Source organism: Geodermatophilus sp. SYSU D00703 (assembly GCF_054050155.1).
This window is the reverse complement of the sequence record NZ_JBJGYU010000023.1, coordinates 50,283-72,623: the sequence shown is the minus strand read 5'-3', so window position 1 is coordinate 72,623 and position 22,341 is coordinate 50,283. Positions and strand designations below refer to the sequence as shown.

At 74.4% G+C, this 22,341-nt stretch carries 16 protein-coding genes; 10 read left to right on the top strand and 6 right to left on the bottom strand.

Annotated features, from left to right (window positions below; all coding sequences use genetic code 11):
- Positions 1-338 precede the first annotated feature (338 nt).
- From ACI782_RS19050 to ilvC, 5 genes are all read left to right on the top strand, one after another.
- A complete protein-coding gene (locus ACI782_RS19050; protein ID WP_456911650.1) occupies positions 339-2,960 on the top strand; it encodes a putative bifunctional diguanylate cyclase/phosphodiesterase in 2,622 nt (873 codons plus the stop codon).
- Entirely contained in the window at positions 2,957-5,671 is a 2,715-nt protein-coding gene (locus ACI782_RS19045) for a putative bifunctional diguanylate cyclase/phosphodiesterase (protein WP_456911649.1), read from the top strand. The genes ACI782_RS19050 and ACI782_RS19045 overlap by 4 nt, the downstream gene beginning before the upstream one ends.
- 282 nt (positions 5,672-5,953) lie before the next feature.
- Complete coding sequence (locus ACI782_RS19040) at positions 5,954-7,825, top strand: acetolactate synthase large subunit (protein WP_456911648.1); 1,872 nt, start codon at positions 5,954-5,956, stop codon at positions 7,823-7,825.
- Between the two features lie 95 nt (positions 7,826-7,920).
- On the top strand, positions 7,921-8,448 hold the full coding sequence (gene ilvN / locus ACI782_RS19035) for an acetolactate synthase small subunit (RefSeq protein ID WP_456911647.1): 528 nt from the start codon (positions 7,921-7,923) through the stop codon (positions 8,446-8,448).
- Positions 8,449-8,496: 48 nt separating this feature from the next.
- Positions 8,497-9,525 carry a ketol-acid reductoisomerase gene (ilvC, locus tag ACI782_RS19030; RefSeq protein ID WP_456911646.1) on the top strand — a complete coding sequence of 343 codons (1,029 nt, stop codon included), beginning with the start codon at positions 8,497-8,499 and terminating at the stop codon, positions 9,523-9,525.
- A gap of 166 nt (positions 9,526-9,691) precedes the next feature.
- Here the strand turns inward: ilvC and ACI782_RS19025 are convergent, their stop codons facing one another.
- Both ACI782_RS19025 and ACI782_RS19020 read right to left on the bottom strand, forming a co-directional pair.
- The gene (locus ACI782_RS19025; protein ID WP_456911645.1) at positions 9,692-10,102 is read right to left on the bottom strand and encodes a hypothetical protein; all 411 of its coding nucleotides are present in this window, start codon (positions 10,100-10,102) and stop codon (positions 9,692-9,694) included.
- 75 nt (positions 10,103-10,177) lie between these two features.
- Positions 10,178-10,972: a hypothetical protein gene (locus ACI782_RS19020; protein WP_456911644.1), complete on the bottom strand. Its 795-nt coding sequence runs from the start codon at positions 10,970-10,972 to the stop codon at positions 10,178-10,180.
- Between the two features lie 184 nt (positions 10,973-11,156).
- Here ACI782_RS19020 and serA point away from each other — a divergent pair, with 184 nt between their 5' ends.
- From serA to ACI782_RS18995, 5 genes are all read left to right on the top strand, one after another.
- Positions 11,157-12,758, top strand: coding sequence for a phosphoglycerate dehydrogenase (gene serA, locus ACI782_RS19015; RefSeq protein ID WP_456911643.1), 1,602 nt, complete (start codon positions 11,157-11,159; stop codon positions 12,756-12,758).
- Between the two features lie 16 nt (positions 12,759-12,774).
- Positions 12,775-13,797, top strand: coding sequence for a 3-isopropylmalate dehydrogenase (locus ACI782_RS19010; protein WP_456911642.1), 1,023 nt, complete (start codon positions 12,775-12,777; stop codon positions 13,795-13,797).
- Positions 13,798-14,028: 231 nt separating this feature from the next.
- Entirely contained in the window at positions 14,029-14,898 is an 870-nt protein-coding gene (locus ACI782_RS19005; RefSeq protein ID WP_456911641.1) for an FAD binding domain-containing protein, read from the top strand.
- A gap of 8 nt (positions 14,899-14,906) precedes the next feature.
- Entirely contained in the window at positions 14,907-15,425 is a 519-nt protein-coding gene (locus tag ACI782_RS19000) for a (2Fe-2S)-binding protein (RefSeq protein WP_456911640.1), read from the top strand.
- Positions 15,422-17,887: a xanthine dehydrogenase family protein molybdopterin-binding subunit gene (locus tag ACI782_RS18995; RefSeq protein ID WP_456911639.1), complete on the top strand. Its 2,466-nt coding sequence runs from the start codon at positions 15,422-15,424 to the stop codon at positions 17,885-17,887. Before ACI782_RS19000 ends, ACI782_RS18995 begins: the two co-directional genes overlap by 4 nt.
- Before the next feature lie 11 nt (positions 17,888-17,898).
- On the opposite strand, the gene ACI782_RS18990 is transcribed toward ACI782_RS18995, so the two are convergent.
- From ACI782_RS18990 to ACI782_RS18975, 4 genes are all read right to left on the bottom strand, one after another.
- Positions 17,899-18,564, bottom strand: coding sequence for a GntR family transcriptional regulator (locus tag ACI782_RS18990; protein WP_456911638.1), 666 nt, complete (start codon positions 18,562-18,564; stop codon positions 17,899-17,901).
- 61 nt (positions 18,565-18,625) lie between these two features.
- Positions 18,626-19,336 (bottom strand): enoyl-CoA hydratase/isomerase family protein, encoded by a 711-nt coding sequence (locus ACI782_RS18985; RefSeq protein WP_456911637.1) that lies wholly within the window; start codon positions 19,334-19,336, stop codon positions 18,626-18,628.
- Positions 19,336-20,874, bottom strand: coding sequence for an aldehyde dehydrogenase (locus ACI782_RS18980; RefSeq protein WP_456911636.1), 1,539 nt, complete (start codon positions 20,872-20,874; stop codon positions 19,336-19,338). The genes ACI782_RS18985 and ACI782_RS18980 overlap by 1 nt, the downstream gene beginning before the upstream one ends.
- 93 nt (positions 20,875-20,967) lie before the next feature.
- Positions 20,968-22,335, bottom strand: a complete 1,368-nt coding sequence (locus tag ACI782_RS18975) for a dihydroorotase (RefSeq protein WP_456911635.1) — start codon at positions 22,333-22,335, stop codon at positions 20,968-20,970.
- Positions 22,336-22,341: the final 6 nt, after the last annotated feature.

Sequence of the window (22,341 nt, the reverse complement as noted above, 5' to 3'; positions counted from 1 at the left end):
TGCCATGGGGGACCTCGTCCTCCTCACCGCTCGCAGGCTCGCGGCGAGCCTCTGGACGGGGGCAGGTGCCATGGGGGACCTCGTCCTCCTCACCGCTCGCAGGCTCGCGGCGAGCCTCTGGACGGGGGCAGGTGCCATGGGGGACCTCGTCCTCCTCACCGCTCGCAGGCTCGCGGCGAGCCTCTGGACGGGGCCAGGTGCCATGGGGGTCCCCCTCGTCCCCCGCCTCTCGCAGGCTCGCGTCGGGGCGGGCCCCCCGTTGGGGTGAGGCCCGCTCCGCTGCGCTGTTGCGGGCCGGAGCGCGTGCCGAGACAGCACGTGTGGACAGGCTGAGGTGGGTGCTCCTCGGGAGCGCCGTGCTGGCGGCGATCGCCTGCGCGGTGTCCGCCGTGTCGCCGGACAGCGGGATCGCCAGTGACGTCGCCGTCTCGGGCACGGGCGTGGTGGCGGGTGGCGTGACGTGGCGCGTCGCGTGCTCGCAGCACAGCGGCGCGCGGGGGTGGCGGTTGATCGCCGTCGCCGCGCTGCTGCCCGTGACCGGCGTCCTCGCGGCGTACGTCGTCGCGCCGGACGACCCGTTGCAGCGGTTGGTGCTCCGCTGGCTGCCCACGGTGCCCGCGTACGTGCTGGTGGTGCTCGGCGTCCTCACCCTCGTCGACCGGCGGCGGCTGCGCCGTGGTGCCCGCTCCGCCGTCGAGCTGACCCTGTTCGGCACCGCCTGCGTGCTGGTCGTGCAACTGCTCGCACTGGGCCCGCACCGCAGCTGGCTGGACCTGCCCCCCGCCGAGGCCGCGGTGCTGGCCGCGGCGGTGCTGGCCACCTCGGCCACCGTGACCGCGGCGCTGGTGCTGCTGGGTGTCATCGACAGCCGTCGCCAGCGGATGGCCCTCGGAGTGCTGGCCGCCACGGTCCTGCTGACCGCCGGCCGGGCGCTGGGCACCGCCGCCGTGCTGTCGGGCAGCTCCGGCGCGCTCGACGTCAGCCGGCTCCTCGTCGTCGTCGGCCTGGCCGTGTTCGCCGCGGCCGCGCTCGCCGACCCCGGACCGTGCCCCGAGGACCGCGCTGCCCAGCCGCGCAGCGGTCGCTCCACCCAGCTGGGTCAGCTGCTCCCGCACCTGGCGATGCTCGCCGCCCTGCTGGGACTGGTGACCGCCGGAATCGTGGGCGGCCGCCCGAGCCCCGTCATGATCGGCGGCGTCGTCCTGTGCGCCGCCCTGGCCGTCGTCCACCGCTGGGTGACCGCCCGCGACGAGCAGCGCATGGGCGCCCGGCTGCGGCGCAGCGAGGCGTACTTCCGCTCGCTGGTCTCGGCCAGCGGCGACGCCGTGCTGATCCTCGACGGCGACCTGCGCATCACCTGGGCCTCACCGGCGCTGGCGACGGTGCTCGGCGACACCGGCCGGCCCGCTCGCGGGCAGGACCTGCTCGAGCTCGTGCACCCCGAGGACACGCTGTCCATGGCCCGGGCCCTGCACCCCGCGGCCGACGACGGGCCGGCGAGCGGCGTGCTCCCGTTCCGGGTGCGGCACACCGATGGGACGTGGCGGCACCTGGAGGCGGGCGTCTCCGACCTGCGCGCCGACGCGGCCGTGGGCGCCGTGGTGCTGCACTGCCGCGACACCACCGAGCGCGTCGATCGCGAGCGCGCCCTCGAGCAGGTGGCGTTCACCGACCCGCTGACCGGGCTGCCCAACCGGGCCGGCTGCGAGCGCGTGGTCCGGGACGCGCTCGCCGGACCCGGGACGCCGTGCCGCACCCTGCTGCTCGTCGAGCTCGAGGGCCTCGACGCCGTGCGGGAGAACGCCGGGCTCGACGTGTCGACCGGCGTGCTGGTGGAGGTCGGCCGGCGGCTGCGGGCCACGGTCCGGGGGGCGGAGGTGGTCGCCCGGGTGAGCAGCGGCTCGTTCGCCGTCCTCGTCGAGGGCGCGCCGCACGCCGTCGACCTGCTCGCCGACCGCTGCCTGTCGGTGATCGAGCAGCCGATGGACACGACGGCCGGGTTCTTCGACGTCAGCGCCAGCATCGGCACCGTCGAGCTCGAGGTCGGCCAGACCGTCGCGGACCTCCTGGCCCGCGCCGAGCTCGCCGTCCGGGCCGCGGCGGCCTCCGGCCCGGGGACGGCGGTCCGCTACCGGCCCGCCCTGGGGTCCGCGGCGGCCCGGCGGGCCCGGCTGCGCGACGACCTGCCCGGCGCGTGGACCCGCGGCGAGTTCACCGTGCTGTTCCAGCCGATCGTCTGCCTGGAGGAGCAGCGGGTCACCGGCATCGAGGCGCTGCTGCGCTGGCGGCACCCGGAGCTGGGGGAGGTCCCGCCGGCGGAGTTCGTGCCGATCGCCGAGCGCACCGGGGTCATCGGCGACCTGCAGCGCTGGGCGCTCGAGCACGCCGCGACCGTGGCCGCCGGGCTGCCGGCGACCGCCGCCCCGCTGCGCCTGGGCGTGAACATCTCCGCCTCCCACGTCGCGTCCCGGACCCTGGTCGGTGACGTCGCCGCGGTGCTGCACGCCACCGGGCTGGCGCCGGAGCGGCTGGTCCTGGAGATCACCGAGGCAACGGTGCTGGCCGAGGGCGAGCACGTGGCCGTCGACATCGAGGCCCTGCGGCTCATGGGCGTGCACGTGGCCCTGGACGACTTCGGCGCCGGCCGCTCGTCGCTGGCCGATCTCACCCGGCTGCCGATCGACGTGCTCAAGCTCGACCGCTCGCTGGTCGCCCGGGTCGACCGGGACCCGAAGAGCCGGGCCCTGTGCGAGTCGGTGGTGACCATCGGCCGGGCGCTGGGCCTGGACGTCGTGGCCGAGGGCGTGGAGACGCCGGCCCAGCTCGGCGCGCTGCGCGGCCTGGGCGCGGGCTTCGCGCAGGGCTTCCTGCTCGCCCGTCCGATGCGGCTGGGCGAGCTCACCGACCTGCTCTCCGACGGCGCCGGCCTGCTGTGGCCGGGGCTGGTCGGCTCCCGGTGACGCCGGCCGGGACGGCGCTCGCCCGGGACGCCGGCCGGGACCGCGCCCCGACGTGGGTGCTCGCCCTGCTCGGTGGGCTCGGTGTGGTCACCGCCGTCCTGGAGCTGACCGGCTCCCCGCTGGCCTCGCGGCTCGTCCCGGTGTGCCTGGCCCTGGGGTCCGCCGCAGCCGCCGTCGCCGTGAACCGCGTTGCCGCGCGGCTGCCCGGGCGGGCGGGCCGGCCCTGGCGCGGTCTCGCCCTCGCCGCCGCGCTGTTGGCTGTCGGGCAGGGCCTGGCCGTGCTGCGCGCCGCCAGCGGCGACCCGTCCTCCGGCGGCGTCGAGGACGTCCCGGTGCTCCTCGCCGTGCCCGTCGCGATGGCGGCCGCGGGGTGGCTGCTGCCGCCACGCCAGGGCCGTCGGCTGGGCTCGCGGGTGCTGATCGACGGCGCGGTCGTCACCGTCGCGGTCGCCGTGCTCGGCCACGTGCTCCTGGGCCGGCTGCTGGCCGACGTGCAGGGCGGGGCCGACGGGCTGGTCTCGCTGGGCTACCCGACCGTCGCGGCGCTGCTGTGCGGCATCGGGCTGGTCACCGTGACCGCGGTGACCGGTCCGCGGCGGCGCGCGGCCACCTGGCTGCTGGTGTGCTCCACCGCGATGGCGGTGGTCGCCGTGGGCGGCGCGCTCGGCCGCACCGCCGGGGGGACGGGGTACGCGGTGCTCACCGAGCTCGCCTGGCTGGCCATGCTGGCCGCCGGCGTGTTCGGGGTGGCCGCCGACCCGGGGGAGCCGGCCGCGCCGGACGACGACCCGCTGACCCTGCCGGTGCGCGGCATCGCGGTGGCCTACGCCGGTGCCTTCGGCGTGCTGCTCATGCTCCTGGCCGGTGAGCTCGCCGGGCGGGCGCTGCCCACGGTGGAGGCCGCCGGGGGAGCGGTGCTGGTCGTCCTGACCGCCGTCCGCACCGTGCTGCTGACCCGGGACGGGCGCCGGCTCACCGGCCGGCTGCAGCGCGCGGAGGGCTACTTCCGGGCACTCGTGCACAGCGGCGACGCCGTCACCGTCGTCCTGGACCCCGCCGGGCGGATCGGCTGGGCGTCGGGACCGGTCGTCCCGCAGCTGGGGTGGACCGAGGCCGACCTCGCCGGCACCGCGCTGGCGGCGCTGCTGCACCCCGAGGACCGCGACCTCGTCGACCGGGTCCGGGCCGCGGTCGGCAACCGGACCGGCGCCGACGGGCTGCCCGCGACGGTGCGGCTGCGCAGCGGCGACGGTTCCTGGCGGGACGTCGAGGTCTCCGGGGCCGCGCGGGCCGGGGCGGGCACCCGCAGCCGCGACGGGCTGGTCCTGCACCTGCGCGACGTGACCGACCGCCGCAGCACCCAGCGGGAGCTCGAGCGGCTGGCCTACACCGACTTCCTCACCGGTCTGCCCAACCGGGCCCGCTTCATGGCCGCCCTCGACGCGCGCCGGGCCGCCGCCGAGCCGGCGTGCGTGGTCCTGCTCGACCTCGACGGCTTCAAGGCGGTCAACGACGTCGCCGGCCACGACGCGGGGGACCGGCTGCTGTGCGAGGTCGCCGACCAGCTGCGCACCGCGGCCCGGGAGGAGGACCTCGTCGCGCGGCTGGGCGGCGACGAGTTCGCCGTCCTCGTGCACGCCGGCCGGGCGGAGGCCACGGCGCTGGCCGAGCGGCTGGTCGAGGTGCTCGACCGGGACCACCGGCCGGCGACTCCCGACGGCAGCTCCGGCAGCGGGCCGGTCTTCCCGGTGTCCGGCAGCGTCGGCGTGGCCGAACTGCGACCGGGGGACGACGCCGCCGAGTCGGTGCGCCGCGCCGACCTGGCGCTGCGGATGGCCAAGGCCGCCGGCAAGAACTGCGTCCGCACCTCGGGGGAGGCGCTGGACCGCGTGGTCGACCGGCGCGCCCGGCTGGCCCGCGACCTGCCCGGGGCGATCGCCGGCGGCGAGCTGTCCCTGGTCTTCCAGCCGGTGGTCGGCGTGCTGGAGCGGCGCGTCCTCGGGCTGGAGGCCCTGGTGCGGTGGCAGCACCCGGAGTTCGGCGCCGTCCCGCCGGACGAGTTCGTCGCCATCGCCGAGGACGACGGCCTGGTCGTGCCGCTGCAGCGCTGGGTGCTCGGCGCCGCCACGGCCGCCCTCGCGCCGCTGCTGGCCGGCGGCCTGGACCTGCAGCTCGGCGTGAACGTCTCCGTCCGGCACCTGCAGGCCGGCTGCCTCGTGCCCGACGTCACCCGCGCCCTCGCCGGGTCCGGCGTGCCCGCGCACCGGCTGATGCTGGAGATCACCGAGTCGGTGCTCCTGGGCGCCGAGGACCGGGTGGACGGCGACCTGACCGCGCTGCGGGAGATGGGCTGCGTCCTCTCGCTGGACGACTTCGGCAAGGGCAACTCCACGCTGGCGCGGCTGGCCCGGCTGCCGGTCGACGTGCTCAAGATGGACCGCGCCTTCGTCGCCCACATCGAGGACGACCCCCGCACCGCCGCCCTCGTGGCCAGCGTGGTGGACCTCGGCCGGACCCTGGGCATGGACGTCGTCGCCGAGGGCGTCGAGACGCCGGGGCAGCTCGCCGCGCTGGCCGCGCTCGGGTGCCGCTTCCTGCAGGGCCACCTGCTCGGCCGGCCGGTGCCCGCCGCGGCGCTGCCGGAGGTGCTCGCCGGCTTCGACCCGGCGGTCCTCGCCGACACCGACTCGGCGGTCCCGTCTCACATCTAAGGACGCGCGGGTCCACTGTGTGGGACGGGATGGTTGACGGGCCGCGCCCCGAGGCGCACAGTGGGCGGGTGCGCCCGGCCAGCCAGCTCCTCGTAGTCGCCTAGCGCGTCGGTCGCCCGACCGACGCGCTCACCCCTCTGTGCCTGCGGCACGAGGGGTTTTTCGTTTGCGGGCCCCCTGACCGTCCCGGACAGCGGCCGGCCCGCGCCCGCAGGCAGCCGGGCCGCACACGCAGGGCCCCCGAACCGACGTCCCCAGACCGGGACACTGCCAGGAGACGCCATGAACAGCACCACCCCGGGCGAGTCCGCCAGCCGCGAGGCAGCCGCGTCGCTCACCGGTGTCGAGACGACCGCCCGCTCGGTCGCGGCGGCCGCTGCCGAGCCGGCCACCGGGATCACCGGGGCCCAGAGCCTCGTCCGGTCGCTCGAGGCGGTCGGCGTGGAGGTGGTCTTCGGGATCCCGGGCGGGGCGATCCTGCCCGCGTACGACCCGCTGTTCGACTCCTCGGTGCGGCACGTGCTGGTCCGGCACGAGCAGGGTGCCGGGCACGCGGCCACCGGGTACGCCCAGGCCACGGGGCGGGTCGGCGTCTGCATGGCCACCTCCGGCCCCGGGGCGACCAACCTGGTGACCCCGCTCGCCGACGCGCACATGGACTCGGTCCCGATCGTCGCGATCACCGGCCAGGTGCCCAGCGCCTCGATCGGCACCGACGCCTTCCAGGAGGCCGACATCCGCGGCATCACGATGCCGATCACCAAGCACAACTTCCTGGTCACCAACGCCGACGAGATCCCGCAGAAGATCGCCGAGGCGTTCCACCTGGCCGCCACTGGCCGCCCCGGCCCGGTGCTGGTCGACATCTCCAAGGACGCGCTGCAGGCGACCACGGACTTCGCCTGGCCGCCGCGGCTGGACCTGCCCGGCTACAAGCCCACCACCCGCCCGCACGGCAAGCAGGTGCGCGAGGCCGCCACGCTGGTCGCCCGGGCCCGCCGTCCGGTCCTCTACGTCGGTGGCGGCGTGCTCAAGGCGCAGGCCACGGAGGAGCTGGCCGAGCTCGCCGAGCTGACCGGCGCCCCGGTCGTCACCACCCTCATGGCCCGCGGCGCGTTCCCCGACAGCAACCCGCAGCACCTGGGCATGCCCGGCATGCACGGCACCGTCGCCGCGGTCACCGCCCTGCAGAAGGCCGACCTGATCGTCGCCCTGGGCGCCCGCTTCGACGACCGGGTCACCGGGCAGCTGTCCTCCTTCGCGCCGGAGGCGCTCGTCGTCCACGCCGACATCGACCCGGCCGAGATCGGCAAGAACCGCCGGGCCGACGTCCCGATCGTCGGGGACGCGCGGGAGACGATCGCCGAGCTGGTCACCGCGCTGCGCGCCGAGCACGAGGCCGGGCGCACGCCCGACCTGGCCGCCTGGTGGGCCCAGCTGGACGGCTGGCGGCAGACCTACCCGCTGGGCTACGACTGGCCCGAGGACGGCGCGCTGTCCCCGCAGTACGTGATCGAGCGGCTGGGCGCGATCGCCGGGCCGGACGCGATCTACGCCGCCGGTGTCGGCCAGCACCAGATGTGGGCCGCGCAGTTCATCCGGTACGAGAAGCCGGGCACCTGGCTCAACAGCGGCGGCCTCGGGACGATGGGCTACGCCGTCCCGGCCGCGATGGGCGCGAAGTACGGCCGCCCCGACACCACGGTGTGGGCGATCGACGGCGACGGCTGCTTCCAGATGACCAACCAGGAGCTGGCCACCTGCGCCATCGAGGGCATCCCGGTCAAGATCGCGATCATCAACAACGGGAACCTCGGGATGGTCCGCCAGTGGCAGACCCTCTTCTACGAGGGTCGCTACTCGAACACCAAGCTGCACCCGCTCAACGAGGACGGCACTCCCAAGCCGGTGCGCATCCCCGACTTCGTCCTGCTCGCCGAGGCGATGGGCTGCGTCGGGCTGCGCTGCGAGAGCAAGGACGACGTCGACGCGGTGATCGAGAAGGCGATGGCGATCAACGACGCCCCGGTGGTCATCGACTTCGTGGTCGGCCACGACGCCCAGGTGTGGCCGATGGTCGCTGCGGGTGCCAGCAACGACGACATCATGGCCGCGCGCGACGTCCGCCCGGTCTTCGGCGAGGGGCAGGTGTAAGGACCCCCGTCCCCCCACCCTTCGCTCCGCTCAGGGCGGGCCCCTGACGGGGGCCACACACGGTGCCAGATGGCACACGGAAAGGAACGTTGGTAATGACACGGCACACGCTCTCGGTGTTGGTCGAGAACAAGTCCGGTGTCCTGGCCCGCGTCTCGGCGCTGTTCAGCCGGCGCGGGTTCAACATCGAGTCCCTGGCCGTCGGGCCGACGGAGAACCCCGAGCTCTCCCGGATGACGATCGTCGTCGACGCCGACACCGCGCCGCTCGAGCAGATCACCAAGCAGCTGAACAAGCTGATCGAGGTCATCAAGATCGTCGAGCTCGACTCGACCGCCGCCGTCCAGCGTGAGCTGCTGCTGGTCAAGGTCCGCGCGCCGATGGCCGACCGGACCCAGGTGCTGCAGACCGCCGAGCTCTTCCGGGCCCGCGTCGTCGACGTCAACACCGACACCGTGACCCTGGAGGCGACCGGCACGCCGGACAAGCTCCAGGCCCTGCTCGCCGTCCTCGCCCCCCTGGGGATCAAGGAGATGGCGCAGTCGGGCACCGTGGCCCTGGGGCGGGGTCCGCGCTCCATGTCGGGCGCCGGTACGTTGCGCCCGGTCGAGCGCACCGCCTGAGAACCGCTCCACCCGCGAACAGCACAACCGAAGGGAACCGCACAGCACATGGCCGCCGAGATCTTCTACGACGACGACGCCGACCTGTCGATCATCCAGGGGCGCACCGTCGCCGTCCTGGGCTACGGCAGCCAGGGCCACGCGCACGCGCTGTCGCTGCGCGACTCGGGCGTCGACGTCCGTGTCGGTCTGCCCGAGGGCAGCAAGAGCCGCGCCAAGGCCGAGGCCGAGGGCCTGCGGGTCGTGACCCCCGCCGAGGCGGCCGCCGAGGCCGACCTGGTCATGATCCTCGCTCCCGACCACGTGCAGCGGCACCTCTACAAGGAGTCGGTGGAGCCGAACCTGCAGGACGGCGACGCGCTGTTCTTCGGCCACGGCTTCAACATCCGGTTCGGCTACATCAAGCCCCCGGCCGGCGTCGACGTCGCGATGGTCGCCCCCAAGGGCCCCGGCCACCTGGTGCGCCGCGAGTTCGAGAACGGCAAGGGCGTGCCCTGCCTGGTCGCCGTCGAGCAGGACGCCAGCGGGCAGGCGCTGCAGCTGGCGCTCTCCTACGCCAAGGCGATCGGCGGCGCCCGCGCCGGCGTCATCAAGACCACCTTCGCCGAGGAGACCGAGACCGACCTGTTCGGCGAGCAGGCGGTGCTCTGCGGTGGCGCCAGCGCGCTGATCACCGCGGGGTTCGAGACCCTCACCGAGGCCGGCTACCAGCCCGAGGTCGCCTACTTCGAGTGCCTGCACGAGCTGAAGCTGATCGTCGACCTCATGTACGAGGGCGGCATCGCCAAGCAGCGCTGGTCGGTGTCGGACACCGCCGAGTACGGCGACTACACCTCCGGGCCGAAGATCATCGACGCCCGCGTCAAGGAGTCGATGAAGGACGTCCTCGCGGCGATCAAGGACGGCTCCTGGGCCGCGGCGTTCATCGCCGACCAGGACGCCGGTGCGCCCGACTTCAAGCGGCGCCGGGCCGAGGCCGAGGCGCACCCGATCGAGGAGACCGGCCGCAAGCTGCGCGGGCTGATGAGCTGGGTGTCGACGTCCGACGACTACACCGGGACCGCCGCTCGCAACTGAAGGGGGACCACACGCCTCGCACGCGCAGGCGGAGGGTCCCTGAAGGGTGGCCGCTCCAGTACGTCGCGAGGGGCCTCCGCTGCCGGCCGGCAGCGGGGGCCCCTCAGTCGTTGGCCCTCTGCAGGGGCCCGCCGCGAGCTCGCGAGCGGTGGGGGGAGGGGGTCCTCTACGTGGTGCCGCGGTCGGCGAAGTACTGCCGGGACGCCGGCTGGTTGAGCAGGAAGAAGATCCCCGCCCCGGCGGCGACCAGCAGGACCAGCCAGAGGCTGAACGCGCCCTGGACCAGCGTCAGCACCAGTCCGAGCGCGGCCAGCCCGGCGGTCAGCAGGCCGGCGATCCGCAGCACGGTGCCGCTGCGACCGGTGAGCGCCGCGACGCCGCCGCCGAGGTCCACGGCGGCCACGGCCAGGTAGACGAGCCCGAACACCAGGCCGATCAACCCGAGGATCCGGACCGCCGCCAGCAGCACGAGGGCGTTCATCAACAGGTAGAAGGCGACGAGGAAGGCCACGAGGGCGGCGGCGAGCACCTGAGGGGGGCGCCGGCCCGCCGGGGGCCGGGCGTCGGGGTCGGTCACGGGTGTCCTCCTGACAGCGGGCAGCCCCTGCCCGCGCCGTGGGGCGCGGACAGGGGCTGGACCGGGTCGAGCGGGTCAGCGCCCCCGGCGTGCGCGATGCGCGGCGAAGAAGGTGGCCGCGGGCTTCATCGACAGCAGGACGACGATCGCGAGCGCGGCCAGGAAGAACAGCAGGCTCACGATGATGCCCCCCGCCCCGCTGTTGTCGGCGTCGGCGAGGCTGCCGAAGAAGTTGACCGCGGTGAAGGCCACCGCGATCGACCCGCCGACCAGCAGCATCACGCGGCTGCGCCCGGTGAGGGCCCACACCGAGCCCCAGATCGTGACGACCGTCCAGACCAGCGCCAGCAGGCCGAACACCAGCGCGATGCCGGCCACGGCGCCCGCGACCTCCCCGAGGCCGGGGATCTCGGTGTCGCCGGCGGCGCCACCGAAGAAGGCCCCCGCGAAGATCAGGGCGAGGCTGAACAGGATGCCGATCGCGCCGAAGACGAAGCCGAGGACGGCCGCGGTGACGACGCCGCCGGGCTTGGCCGGCACCGCCGACTGGCCGTACTGGCCGTACTGCTGGGCGTAGTCGGCCTGCTGGCCGTACTGCTGCGGGTACCCGGGCTGCTGGCCGTAGGGCTGGCCCTGGCCGTAGGGGGAGGGCTGGTACTGCTGGCCGTAGGACGGCGACGACTGCCCGTACTGCTGCCCGGACCCCTGCTGCCCGGGCCCCTGCTGGCCGTAGCCCTGCTGCCCGTAGCCCTGCTGGCCGTAGCCCTGCTGGCCGTAGCCCTGCTGGCCGTAGCCCTGCTGGCCGGCGCCCTGCTGGCCGTACTGCGGGGAGCCGGCGCTCGAACCCGGCTCGTTGTCGTGGGTGCTCATGGTCTCCTCCGTCGGCGCCGGCACTCGCCGACTCTGCCCGGCCAGGATGTCCGCCCCGCCGCGGCATGGGCAAGCACACTCCCCCCTCCGACGGAGGTGTCGTGGCGCATCCGTGACGTGACGGTGCGTGTAGGGAGGGGCTGGTCGGGGGCCGGGTGCCGCGGGTTCCCTAGGCTGTCCTCCCGTGACCACGACCGCGCCCGTCGTCCTCATCGCCGAAGAACTCGCCCCGAGCGTGCTGGAGGTGCTCGGGAGCGAGGTGGAGATCCGTCACGTCGACGGGGCCGACCGCGCCGCGCTGCTGCCCGCGCTGGCCGAGGCCTCGGCGGTCATGATCCGCAGCGCCACGCAGATCGACGCCGAGGCGCTGTCCGCCGCGCCCAACCTCAAGGTGGTCGCCCGCGCCGGGATCGGCCTGGACAACGTCGACGTCGCCGCCGCCACCGAGCGCGGCGTCATGGTCGTCAACGCGCCCACCTCCAACATCGTCAGCGCCGCCGAGCACGCCGTGGCCCTGCTGCTGGCCGCTGCCCGGCGCATCCCGGCCGCCGATGCGTCGCTGCGCGAGGGTGCCTGGAAGCGGTCGAAGTTCACCGGCGTCGAGGTCACCGACAAGGTGGTCGGCGTCGTCGGCCTGGGCCGGATCGGCCAGCTGGTCGCGCAGCGGCTCGCGGCCTTCGGCGTCACGCTGATCGCCTACGACCCCTACATCCAGCCGGGCCGGGCCGCGCAGCTCGGCGTCCGGATGGTGCCGCTGGACGAGCTGCTCCGTGAGGCGGACTTCATCACCATCCACCTGCCCAAGACGCCGGAGACCCTCGGCCTGATCGGCCCTGCGGAGCTGGCCACCACCAAGCGCGGGGTCATCATCGTCAACGCCGCCCGCGGCGGGCTGGTCGACGAGGCGGCCCTGGCCGACGCGCTGAAGTCGGGCCAGGTCGGGGCGGCGGGCATCGACGTCTACACCCAGGAGCCGTGCACCGACAGCCCCCTGTTCCAGCTGCCGAACACCGTGGTGACGCCGCACCTGGGCGCCTCGACGACGGAGGCGCAGGACAAGGCCGGCACCGCGGTGGCCCGCTCGGTGCGGCTGGCGCTGCAGGGTGAGTTCGTGCCCGACGCGGTCAACGTGCAGGCCGGTGGCGTCGTCGCCGAGGACGTCCGCCCGGGCCTGCCGCTGGCCGAGAAGCTCGGCCGGGTCTTCACCGCGGTCGCCGGCGGGCTGGCCCAGTCGGTGAACGTCGAGGTGCGCGGCAAGATCGCCGAGTTCGACGTCTCGGTGGTCCAGCTGGCGGTGCTCAAGGGCGTGTTCTCCGACGTCGTCGAGGAGCAGGTCACCTACGTCAACGCGCCGCTGTTCGCCGAGCAGCGCGGCCTGGACGTCGCCATGAGCAGCGACGTGGAGAGCCCCGACTACCGCAACCTGATCAGCGTGCGCGGCGCGATGTCCGACGGCACCGAGGTCACCGTCTCCGGCACCCTCTTCGGCAAGAACCAGGTGCCCAAGCTCGTCGAGATCAACGGCTTCGACATGGACCTGGACCTCTCGGGCTACCTGCTGTTCTTCGTCTACTCCGACCGGCCGGGCGTCGTCGGCACCATCGGCGCCGCGCTGGGCGAGGCGGGGATCAACATCGCGGGTGCACAGGTCAGCCGCACCAACCGCGGCGGCGACGCGCTCATGGCCGTCACCGTCGACAGCCCGGTTCCGGTGGAGCTGCTCGGCGACATCGCCGGCCGGATCGGCGCGCGTGAGGCCCGCTCGGCGGACCTCACGCCCCGCTGACCTAGGGTCTGGTCCCATGCGCTTGGCAGTGATCCCTGGAGACGGCATCGGTCCGGAGGTGGTGGCCGAGGGCCTCAAGGTCCTCGGTGAGGTGGCCCCCGACGTGGAGACCACCCCCTACGACCTCGGTGCTGCGCGGTGGCAGCGGACCGGCGAGCTGCTGCCCGACAGCGTGCTCGACGAGCTGCGCCAGCACGACGCGATCCTGCTCGGCGCCATCGGCGACCCGGGCGTGCCCAGCGGCATCCTCGAGCGGGGGCTGCTGCTGCGCCTGCGCTTCGAGCTCGACCACCACGTCAACCTGCGGCCGGCGCGGCTCTACGAGGGCGTCCGCAGCCCGCTGGCCGAGCCGGGCGAGATCGACATGCTCTGCGTCCGGGAGGGCACCGAGGGCCTGTACGCCGGCAACGGCGGCGTGATCCGCCGGGACACGCCCCAGGAGATCGCCACGGAGGTCAGCCTCAACACCGCGTTCGGCGTCGAGCGCGTCGTCCGCTACGCCTTCGAGCGGGCCGTCGCCCGCCCGCGCCGGCACCTGACCCTCATCCACAAGACCAACGTGCTCACCCACGCCGGCGGGCTCTGGTCGCGGACGGTGGAGGAGGTCTCGGCCGAGTTCCCCGAGGTCACCGTCGCCTACCAGCACGTCGACGCGGCGTCGATGTTCTTCATCACCGACCCGGGGCGCTACGACGTCATCGTCACCGACAACCTGTTCGGCGACATCGTCACCGACGTCGCGGCGGCCGTGACCGGCGGCATCGGGATGGCCGCCAGCGGCAACCTGGACACCTCCGGCACCCACCCGAGCATGTTCGAGCCGGTGCACGGCTCGGCGCCCGACATCGCCGGCCAGGGCATCGCCGACCCGACCGCCACCGTGCTGTCGGTCGGCCTGCTCCTCGAGCACCTCGGGCGCGCCGACCAGGCGAAGAAGGTCAACGCGGCCGTGGCCTTCGACCTGTCCACGCGGGACAGGCAGAGCACGCTGCGCACCGCCGAGGTCGGCGACCGGCTCGCCGCGCTCTCCGGGGGCTGAGAGAGGACCCTCTGCCCCACCGGCCCCGTCCCGAGGCTCGCCCCGAGCCGGCGAGGGGTGAGGAGGACGGGGCCCTCCCGCCTACAGAGGGGCCACCCGGTGGACGCCGGCCGGGCCTGTGCCCGGCCACCGAGGCGCGGCGCACATCCTGGTCCCGGCCACATGGTGCAGGTGGGGGTTCCCCGGCAGGATCGCGGCACGTTGCGCGAGCCCGTCGCGAGGAGGCCGCTGTTGAAACCGCCGCCCTTCACCTACTCGGCCCCGACCACCGTCTCCGACGTCGTGGCCCTGCTCGTGGAGCACGCCGAGGAGGAGCCGCGGGTCCTCGCCGGCGGGCAGAGCCTGGTGCCGCTGATGAACTTCCGGCTGGCCCACCCCGGTCACCTCGTCGACCTGCGGCGCGTCGCGGGGCTGGACACCCTCCGGCTCGACGGTGAGGACCTCGTGGTCGGGGCGATGGTGCGGCAGGCGACCGCCGAGCGGAGTCCCGAGGTCGCGCTCGCCGCTCCCGTGCTCGCCGAGGCCCTCGGCCACGTCGCGCACCCGCCGGTCCGGCACAGCGGCACCGTGGTCGGCAGCATCGCGCACGCCGACCCGGCCGCCGAGCTGCCGGCGGTCGCCCTCGCCCTGGACGCCGAGATGACCGCCGTGGGGCCCCGGGGCGAACGGCGCATCCCCGCCGCCGAGTTCTTCCAGGGCCCGTTCACCACCGCGCTCGCCGCCGACGAGGTCCTCACCGAGGTCCGCTTCCCGTCCTTCCCCGGCGGACACGCGTTCGTGGAGTTCGCCCGCACGCACGGCAACTTCGCGATCGTCGGGGTGGCCGCCCTCGTCGCCGCCGTGGACGGGCGGGTCACGCGTGCGGCGCTCGCCGCCAGTGGGGTCGCCCCCACGCCGGTGCGGCTGACCGCCGCCGAGGAGGCGCTGGTGGGGACGGCGGGCGACGAGCCCGCCGTCGAGGCCGCGGTCGACGCCGGCACGGCCGGGCTGGACCCGGCCGGGGACGTGCACGCCAGCGCGGCCACCCGCATCGACGTCGCGCACGCGTGCCTGCGCGAGGGGATCAGGCGCGCACTGGACCGAGCCCGGGACCGGAGGTAGCGGGAGAGATGACCCAGTTGCAGGAGATCACGCTGACCGTCAACGGACGCCGGTACACCCTCGCCGTGGAGCCGCGCCGGCTGCTGGTCGACGTGCTGCGCGACGACCTCGGCCTGGTCGGGACGCACATCGGGTGCGAGCACGGCGTCTGCGGGACGTGCACCGTGCTGCTCGACGGCGCCAGCATCCGGTCCTGCACCACGCTCGCGGTGCAGGCCGACGGGCACACGGTCCGTACGGTGGAGGGGCTCGGCGAGGGAGCGGCGCTGCACCCGCTCCAGGAGGCGTTCTGGGAGAAGCAGGGCCTGCAGTGCGGCTACTGCACCCCGGGCATGCTCATGCGGTCCCTGGAGATCCTCGAACAGGACCCCGACCCGACGCCGGAACAGGTGCGCGAGGGGATCGCCAGCAACCTGTGCCGCTGCACCGGCTACCAGTTCATCGTCGAGGCTGTCATGGCCGCGGCGCCGCGCGTGCGGCAGGCCGACGCCGCCGCGCCCCAGCAGGCGACGGGAGCCCAGGCATGACCACCGTCGACCGTTCCGCCGCGCCGCCGGTCCGCACGCACAAGGCCGACCGCACGTGGGTGGGCAAGAGCATCCGCAAGGTCGAGGACCCCAAGTTCCTGCGCGGGCGAGGGGGTTACATCGCCGACCTGGTCCGGCCGGGCACCCTGCACGCGGCGGTGCTGCGCAGCCCGATGCCGCACGCCCGGATCCTCTCGATCGACACCTCGGCCGCCGAGGGCGCCCCCGGCGTCCACCTCGTGCTCACCGGGGCGCAGGCCGCCGAGCTGACCGGCCCGCTGCCCGACTTCGGCCCCGACCCGAGCAAGCACACCTGGCGCTGCCTGGCCGTCGACAAGGTGCGCTACGTCGGCGAGGGGGTGGCCGTCGTCGTCGCCGACGACCGCTACCTGGCCGAGGACGCCCTCGAGCTGATCGAGGTCGACTACGAGCCGCTGCCCGCGGTCACCGACCCCGAGGCGGCCCTGCAGCCGGGCGCGGCCGTGGTGCACGACGCGCTCGGGGGCAACTGCGCCTACGAGCGGGAGTTCACCTTCGGCGACGTCGACCGCGACTTCGCCGAGGCCGACGTCGTCGTCCGCGACCGGCTGCGCTGGCACCGCTCGGGTGGCCAGCCGCTGGAGACGGTCGGCGCGATCGCCGACTTCGATCCGGCGACCGGCAGGCTCACCGTGCACACCAACTCGCTGAGCTTCACCAGCTACATGTTCATGGCGGCCGGCGCGCTCGGGATCCCCATGAACAAGTTCGACGTCCACCAGGTGCCCGCCGGCGGAAGCTTCGGCTCGAAGCTGTTCGTCACCAAGCCGACGGTGATCGCCGGCATGTGCTCGCGCGCGCTGGGCCGGCCGGTCGTGTACCTGGAGGACCGCGTCGACAACATGTCGAACTGCGACCACCACGGCTCTGACCGGGTCTACGACGTCGAGCTCGCGGTCATGCGCGACGGCACGATGCGCAGCATCCGCATCGACACCGTCGACGACTACGGGGCCTACATCCAGTTCGGCGTCGGCCACCACGGCAACGCGCTGGCCCAGGTCACCGGCCCGTACACGATCGGCAGCGTCCGGTACCGGGTACGCGCGGCGATGACCAACAAGAACCAGCAGGGCGCCTACCGGGGCTTCGGCTCCGAGGTCAACAACTGGATGCTCGAGCAGATGGTCGACCTGGCCGCCCGGGAGATCGGGATGGACCCGGTCGAGATCCGGCGGCGCAACTTCATCCCGCCGGAGTCCTTCCCGTACTTCATCCCCAGCGGCAACGTCTACGACAGCGGCAACTACACCGCCGTCCTCGACGAGGCGCTGCGGCTGGGCGAGTACGACCGCTGGCGGGCCGAGCAGGCCCGCGCCCGCGAGGAAGGCCGGTACATCGGCATCGGGGTGATCTCCGCGCAGGAGCGCAGCGTCTTCTCCGCGACCGAGTTCTGGTTCTGGTTCGACGAGCCCAATGCGCCGGTCACCAGCAGCCCGGAGAGCGTGACCCTGGGCGTGGACGCCACCGGCACGATCACCGCGACGCTGTACTCGTGCGCCTTCTGGGGCAACAGCCCGGAGACGATGGTGGCGCAGCTGGTCGCCGAGGAGTTCGACTGCGACCCGCACGACGTCTCGATCATCTACCACGGTCTGTCGGGTGGGCTGCCGGCGACCGGGCCGGGCGGCTCGCGGACGACGGTGATGCTCGCCGGCGCCGTCGAGGGGGCCTCGGCCAAGATCAAGGCCAAGGCGCGGCGGGCGGCGGCGCACCTCATGGAGGTGGACCCGGACGACCTCGAGTGGGCCGACGGCGGCTTCCAGGTCAAGGGCGTGCCGGACCAGCGCAAGGGCCTCGACGAGATCGCGGCCATGCTGCACATGTTCAAGCACAGCTTCCCGGAGGACCTGGAGTCGGGCCTCGAGGAGTCGAAGGTCTACGACCACCCGTACACCACCATGCCGTCGCAGGACCGCAGCGACCTCGGCGTCTTCTACCCGTTCATGGGCAATGCCTGCCACGTCCCGGTCGTGGAGGTCGACCCGGCGACGGGGAAGGTCCGGATCCTCGCCTACGCCGCCGTCCACGACTGCGGGACGCTGGTCAACCCCCGCTCGCTGGCCGGTCACATCGTGGGCGGGACCGCCCAGGGGATCGGCACCGCGCTCTACGAGGAGTTCGTCTACGACGAACAGGGACAGCTGGTCACCAGCAGCTTCCTCGACTACTCGATCCCGTCGGCGATGGAGGTGCCGGAGCTGCGGATCGGGCACGTCGAGACGCCGTCGCCGTACACGCCGCACGGGATCAAGGGCGGCGGCGAGGGCGGCCGGATGATGGCACCGGCCGCGCTCAACGCGGCGGTCAACGACGCGCTGGCCCCGCTCGGCGTGCGGGTGACCGAGCTGCCGATGACCCCGGACCGGCTGCGGGCGGCGATCCGGACGGCGGCAGCGGGGGCGGTGCCCCGCCCCCGCTGACCGCGGGCCGCTCAGCCGGTGGCGACCCCCTCGCCGAGGTCGGCCGTGCGCAGCAGGTACCGCAGGATGAAGTCGTGCGACGTCGCCAGGTGCAGGCGGGTCAGCTCGGCGACCTCCCGCGGGTCCCCGCGGCGCACGGCGGCCAGGATCTGCCGGTGCTCGTCGTGCAGGTGCTCGACGTCGCCGATGACGTCGAGGTGCAGGTACACGTAGCGGTCGGTCAGCCGCCGCAGCTGCTCGGTGAGCGCCACCATCCGCGGGCGGTCGGCCCGTTCGTAGACCAGCGCGTGGAACCGCGCGTTGGCCTCCAGCCACTCGCCCGGGGTCATCTCCCCGGACTCCATCCGCTCGGCGAGCGCCGACATCTGGGCGGTCTCGGCGCGGCCGACGTTGGGCACCGCGATCGCGGTGACCACCGGCTCGACCGCCTCACGCAGCTCGTAGAGCTCCTGCAGCTCCGGGATGGACAGCCCGGTGACGACCGCCCCCGTCACCGCGAGGTCGACGAGGCCCTCGGTGGACAGCACGTGCAGCGCGTCGCGCACCGGGATGCGGCTGACCCCGTACTCGGCGGCGATGTCGGACTGGGACAGCACCGTCCCCGGGGGGATCGCGCCGGTGCGCAGCCGGTCGCGCAGCCCCCGTGCGACACGGCTGCCTGCTGACTCCTCGGTCATCGATGGCTTCCCTCGGTGGGTTCGGCTCTCGTGCCGGGACATCCTGACACCGCCGTCTCCCTCAGCCCTCACCCCGGCGCAGTGAGCCGACCACGAGCCGGTCGATGCTCATGTCGAGGGCGGCGTCGTCGCCGACCGCGCCGAACGCCCGGATCATGTCCTTGATCTCGGCGTGCACGCGGGGGTTGCGGGCGCGCAGCGCGGCCACCCGGTCGTCGACGTCCTTGCGCAGGTCCTCGGCGGAGGCGACGACGGCGTTGAGCAGCCCGAGCTCCAGGGCGCGGGAGGCCGCCACCTGCTCCCCGGTCGCGGTCAGCCAGAACGCCTGCCGCTCGCCGACCTTGCGCGGCAGCCACGCCAGCACGAGCGCCGGGGCCAGGCCGATGCCGACCTCGGGGAAGGAGAACCGGGCGTCGGCCACGGCGACGGACACGTCGCAGGCCGCCACCACGCCGACGCCGAAGCCGGCGGCGTCGCCGTGCACCTCGGCGACGGTGACCAGCCGGGTCCGGCGGAACGCCCGCGTGGCGGCAGCCAGCGTCTCCGCCTCGCCGCGGACCACCCCGGGCGCGGCGTTCGTGCCGCCCCGCTCGCGGCCCAGGCAGAACGCCTCGGCCGCCGAGCGGATCCGCAGCACGTGCGCGCCCGCGGGCGGGCTCTCCAGCAGTGCGGTCAGCTCGCGCAGGTCGGCCAGGGCCCACAGGCCGTCCGGCCGGTCCACCTCCGCGACGACGACGCCGTCGGTGACCGTCGAGATCGTCAGCCCGGCCATCAGTTCAGCCGTCCCGTCGCGCGGCCGCCGTACCAGTCGACGTCGTCGGGCGCGGTCCGGACGGTGACCGCGCGGACGTGGGTGAAGTCGTGGAAGGACTCCCAGCCGCCCTCGCGACCGGTGCCGCTCTCCTTGAGCCCGCCCCACGGCGAGGAGGGGTCGAGGCGGTGGTGGTCGTTGACCCAGACCATCCCCATCTGCAGCTGCGCGGCGACGCGGTGGGCGCGGGCGACGTCGCGGGTCCAGATGGCCGAGCCCAGCGCGAACGGCGAGTCGTTGGCCAGCCGGATCGCCTCGTCCTCGTCGTCGAACGGGATGACGACCACGACCGGCCCGAAGACCTCCTCCTGGGCGATCCGCATGTCGTTGCGCACGTCGGCCAGCACGGTCGGCTCGACGAAGAAACCCCCGGGCAGGTCCGGCACGTCGGCGGGCCGGCCGCCGGTGACCAGCCGGGCGCCCTCGGCGATCCCGCTCTCGACGTGCCGCAGGATGCGGGTGCGGGCCCGCTCGGAGATCACCGGGCCCAGCTGCGTCTCCGGCAGCGTCGGGTCGCCGATGCGGATCTGCCGCGCCTGGGTGGCGAGGCCCTCGACGACGTCGTCGTAGATGCCGCGCTGGACGAGCAGCCGGCTGCCGGCGATGCAGGTCTGCCCGGCGCCGATGAACCCGGCGAAGGCCGCGCCGCGGGCGGCGACGTCGACCGGGGTGTCGTCGAAGACCAGCACGGGGGACTTGCCGCCGAGCTCCAACGTCGCCTTGGCGAAGCGCCGGGCGGTGGCCAGGGAGATCGCGCGACCCACCTCCGTCCCGCCGGTGAAGACCACCTTCTGCACCATCGGGTGCTCGGTCAGCGCCGCCCCGGCGGTGTGCCCGAGGCCGTTGACCACGTTGAGCACGCCCGCGGGGATGCCCGCGGCCTCGGCGATGTCGGCCAGCAGCATCGCGGTGAGCGGCGTCTGCTCCGACGGCTTGAGGACGACGCTGTTCCCGGTCGCCAGCGCGGGCGCGAGGCTCTTCGACGCGATCATCATCGGGTGGTTGAACGGTGCCAGGATGCCGACCACGCCGAGCGGGAAGCGGCTGGTGTAGGCGTGGTAGTCCCCGCGCAGCGGCACGACCGCGTCGCGGTCGGCCAGCAGCAGCGCGGCGTTGTACCGGTACCACTCCGACAGGCGGGTGATCTGCGCCTTCGTCTCGGTGATCGGCCGGCCGTTGTTCATCGTCTCCAGCTTGTAGAGGTCCTCCATGCGGGCCTCGATGCCGTCGGCGAAGCGGTGCAGCAGCTGGGCGCGGTCGTGGATGGGCATCCGGCTCCAGACGCCGGAGCGGAACGTCTCGTCGGCCACCCGGACGGCGCGGTCGACGTCGGCGGCGTCGGCCGCGGCGACGGTGGCGAAGGCCTCGCCGGTGGCGGGGTTGACCACCTCGATCGGCTCGGCGCCGCCGGGGGAGAGCTCTCCGCCGATCCGCAGGCCCGTCGGCAGCGAGGCCACCGGCAGGTCCACGACGTCGGGGACGGGGCTCGACAGGGTCACGGGGTCCCTCCAGGGAACGGGTCGTATGCCGAACGTGCACGGCTGTATACGGGTTGCGGCGACCATAGGTCCGAACGGCTGCGAGGGCAAGGCTCAGGCGGGGCCCGCGCCCGGGCCGGGGACGAAGCGGCCGCGGCGCCCGCGAACGGGGCGGCCTTCCACGGCGACGAGCTCCCCGTGCAGCCAGGTCTGCACCACCCGCCCCTGCACGGCCCGGCCGTCGTACGGCGTCCACCCGGCCTTCGACAGCACGTCGGCGTCCCGGAGCGTCCGCCGGCCGCCGGGGTCGACCAGGACCAGGTCGGCGTCCGCGCCCGGCGCGATGCGGCCCTTGCGCGGCCACAGGCCGTAGGTCCGGGCGGGCTGCTCGGCGTAGACGCGGGCGACGTCCTCGTACGCGAGGTGGCCCCGGGCGACGGCGTCCAGCAGCAACTGCATCGTGCTGTCCAGGCCCGGGAGGCCGAAGTGCACGTTCCAGGTGTCGCCGGCGCGCTTCTGCTCCAGCGTGGACGGCGCGTGGTCGCTGGACATGTGGGTGAGGACGCCGGCCCGCAGCAGCCGCCACATCTCGGCCTCGTCCTCGTCGGTGCGGGCCCGGGCCGGCGGGGTGAACTTGCGCAGGGCGCCCGCGTCGAGCACCTCGTCCTCGCGCAGCAGGAAGTACTGCGGGCAGCCCTCGGCGGCCAGCCCGGCCCCGCGGGCGCGCTCGGCCGACAGGTACGCGGCGACCTCGGGGTTGCTGACGTGGGCCACGGTCGCCCGGGCGCCGGTGCGGCGGACGAGCAGCGCCGCGACCGCGGCGGCGACCAGCTCGGCGTCCCGGTTGCGCCACTCGGGGAGCAGGCCGCCGTCGGTGCGGCCCTCGGCGCGCAGCAGCGCCTCGGCCGCGCCGGTCAGCGACTCGTCCTCGCAGTGCAGCAGGCTGACCGCCCCGGCCCGGGCGGTCGCCTCCAGGTGCTCCTTGAGTCGGGCCGGGTCGTGCCCGGGCACCCCGTGGGTGGTGCAGGTGAACACCTTGAAGAACGTCACGCCCGCCGCCCACAGCGCGCCGACCTCCCCGGTCGACCCCGGCCAGGCGTGCGCGGCCAGGCCGAAGTCGACCTCGGACCGCTCCCGCAGGTACGCCGTCTTGTCGCGGAGGTCGTCGACGGTGCGGACCGGTGCGCCGTGGGTGTGCTCCACGATCGTGGTGACCCCCGCGGCGGCGGCCGCCGCGGTGCCGGTCGGGAAGTCCTCGCGCTCGGGACTGCCCGGGTCCATGAGGTGCACGTGGGTGTCGATCCCCCCGGGCAGCACGACCAGGCCGGCGGCGTCCACGGTGCGCGCGGCGGTCGGCGCGCCCGCGGCCACCGGCGGGCCGACGTGCACGACGACGCCGTCCCGGACGCCGACGTGGGCGCGGCGGCGGCCGGACGGCGTGACGACGGTGCCGCCCGCGACGAGCAGGTCCAGATCGGCCATCAGCGG